Origin of the sequence: Streptomyces sp. S3(2020) (assembly GCF_013044505.1) — a bacterium.
In the GTDB taxonomy this organism is placed as follows: Bacteria; Actinomycetota; Actinomycetes; order Streptomycetales; family Streptomycetaceae; genus Streptomyces.
The window spans coordinates 1-2463 of the sequence record NZ_JABERD010000455.1 but is presented as its reverse complement, the minus strand read 5'-3'; the positions used below and the strand labels follow the sequence as shown (position 1 = coordinate 2463).

Below are 2463 nucleotides of genomic sequence, written 5' to 3'. Positions count from 1 at the left end.
GTGCAGGGGGACGTGGAAGTGGGCACGCCAGGGGCTCGCGTCGGGCAGGGTGTCGCCGCCGAGGGCCTCGCCGAGGTCGTCGGTGCCGCGCAGGCCGGCGGCGGTGGCCGTGCGGGTCTGGTGCAGGAAGCGGGGTTCGTCGAAGGCGGCGAGGGCCGTGCGGACCTCGGGGAGGTGGGGGTGCTGGGCGTGCAGGGCCGCCGAGAGCTGGGACTTGACGACGGGGACGCCGGCCGCGGTGAGCGCGTCGACGGCGGTGTGCGGATCTTCGAAGGAGGTGGCGAGGTGGCAGGTGTCGACGCAGATGCCGATCCGGTGGTGGGCGATCGCGGAGAGCGGGGCGAGGGCGTCGTGGGTGGTCTCGACGACGCAGCCGGGTTCCGGTTCGAGGCCGATGCGGATGGACCGTCCGGTCAGCTCCTCCAGGGCGTCGAGGCGTTCGGCGAGCGTGCGCAGGGCCTTCTCGTGACGGCCGGTGTCCTGGGCGGCGGTGCGCCAGGCCAGCGGCAGGGTGGAGATGCTGCCCTCGGTGACGTCGTCGGGGAGGAGTCCGGCCAGGACCCGGGCCAGGGCGGTGGTGTGCTCCAGGCGTTCGGGGTCGGCCCAGTCCGGTCGGTAGACGCGGTACTTGACCTCTTCGGCGCCGAACCCCTCGTAGGGGAAGCCGTTGAGGGTGACCACTTCCAGGCCGCGCCGGTCGAGTTCGGCGCGCAGCGTACGCAGGGCGGACGGGTCGGAGTCCAGGGCGCGGGCGGCGTCCCTGGCGAGCCACAGGCCGATACCGAGGCGGTCGCGGCCGAGGCGGCGGCGGACGGGCTCGCAGTGCTCGCGGAGCTGGGCGAGGACGCCGTCGAGGGTCTCGGCGGGGTGCACGTTGGTGCAGTAGGCGAGGTGGACGGTGGAGCCGTCGGGGTGGCGGAAGCGCATGTCCTACTCGCCTCCGCGCAGGATGGAGTTGCCCTCGTGGGTCGCTTCGGTGGGCGTGGTGCCGAGGGCGAGGCGGCCGCTGAGTCCGTAGAAGGCGACGGGGTTGCGCCACAGCACCAGGTCGACGTCGTCCTCGGTGAAGCCGCTCGCCAGCATGGTGTCGGCGACGCTGCGGGTCTTGAGGGGATCGCTCCGGCCCCAGTCCGCGGCGGAGTTCACGAGCACCTTCTCCGGGCCGTACTCCTTCAGGATCGCGACCATCCGCTCCTCGTCCATCTTGGTGTCGGGGTAGACGGAGAAGCCCAGCCAGCAGCCGCCCGCCTTGGCCTCCTTGACGGTGGTCTCGTTGAGGTGGTCGACCAGGACGTGGTCCGGGGGCAGCGCGGACTCCCGGACGACGTCGAGGGTGCGGCGCAGACCGGCCAGTTTGTCGCGGTGCGGGGTGTGCACGAGGGCGGGCAGTCCGTGGTCGGCGGCGAGCTGGAGCTGGGCGGCGAGGGCGGTGTCCTCGGCGGGGGTCATGGAGTCGTAGCCGATCTCGCCGACGGCGACGACCTGGTCCTTGACGAGATACCGGGGCAGTTCGTCGAGGACGGGCACACAGCGCGGGTCGTTGGCCTCCTTGGGGTTGAGGGCGAGGGTGCAGTGGTGGGCGATGCCGTACTGGGCGGCGCGGAAGGGTTCCCAGCCGAGGAGGGAGTCGAAGTAGTCGAGGAAGGAGGAGGGCGAGGTGCGGGGCTGGCCGAGCCAGAAGGAGGGTTCGACGACGGCGCGGACACCGGCCGCGTGCATGGCCTCGTAGTCGTCGGTGGTGCGGGACGTCATGTGGATGTGGGGGTCGAAGAGACGCATCAGGACTGCTCCTTGGACTCGGTCGGCGTCGCCTGGGTCAGGGCCAGCGCGCGATGGAGGTCTTCGGGCACGTCACGCCCCGCCGCGGTGCGTTCGGCGGCGTAGTCGCCGAGCATGCGGGCGAGTTCCGCGTCGGCGTGGGCCCGGCGGTCCAGGCCGGCCACCGCGTCGACGGGCACACCGGTGAACAGGCACTTCAGGACGGCGTGCCGCCACTGGTGGGGGTCCAGGTGGCGGGCCGCGTAGGGGCCGACGGCGGCGGTGAGGAGCCGGGTGTCGTTGGTGCGCAGGGCGTCCTCGACGAGCGGGAGCGCGTCCGGGCCCGGCACGAGGTGGGGCAGGGCGTGCAGGACGGCACGGCGTTCGGCGGCGGTGCCCTGCCGGTAGACGCGGGTGAGGGCGTCGGTGTCGGCGTGGGCCGCCTGCAGGATGAGGACGCGGGCGGCGTCGGCGTGCTCGGGCCCGCAGCGGCGGCCGGCCTCGGCCAGGCGCAGTTCCCACACGGAGATGGGGCCGTGGATACCGGGATGGGCGGCGGCCTCGTCGAGGGCCTGGTCCAGCCAGGCCCGGGCGGCGCCGGCGAGCCGGGTGTCGAGGTGGGCGTGCAGGGTGGTCGGCGGGATGTGGGCGAGGGCGTCGTCGTCCACCGTGGGGGTGTCCGGGGGCTGTCTCTTCTCAACATCT

At 73.3% G+C, this 2463-nt stretch carries 3 protein-coding genes; all 3 read right to left on the bottom strand.

What is annotated here, in order from left to right:
* Nucleotides 1–927, bottom strand: a 927-nt coding sequence (eboE, locus tag HLK59_RS49455; protein ID WP_171148245.1) for a metabolite traffic protein EboE, incomplete at its 3' end; no start/stop codon positions are given.
* Nucleotides 928–930: 3 nt separating this feature from the next.
* The gene (locus HLK59_RS49450; protein WP_171148244.1) at nt 931–1779 is read right to left on the bottom strand and encodes a TatD family hydrolase; all 849 of its coding nucleotides are present in this window, start codon (nt 1777–1779) and stop codon (nt 931–933) included.
* Nucleotides 1779–2426: an EboA domain-containing protein gene (locus HLK59_RS49445; protein WP_171148243.1), complete on the bottom strand. Its 648-nt coding sequence runs from the start codon at nt 2424–2426 to the stop codon at nt 1779–1781. The genes HLK59_RS49450 and HLK59_RS49445 overlap by 1 nt, the downstream gene beginning before the upstream one ends.
* Between the last annotated feature and the right edge of the window lie 37 nt (nt 2427–2463).

Bases quoted from the DNA above. Each gene is read 5' to 3' on its own strand.
- HLK59_RS49450 (WP_171148244.1), bottom strand. From the start codon at position 1,779: ATGCGTCTCTTCGACCCCCACATCCACATGACGTCCCGCACCACCGAC.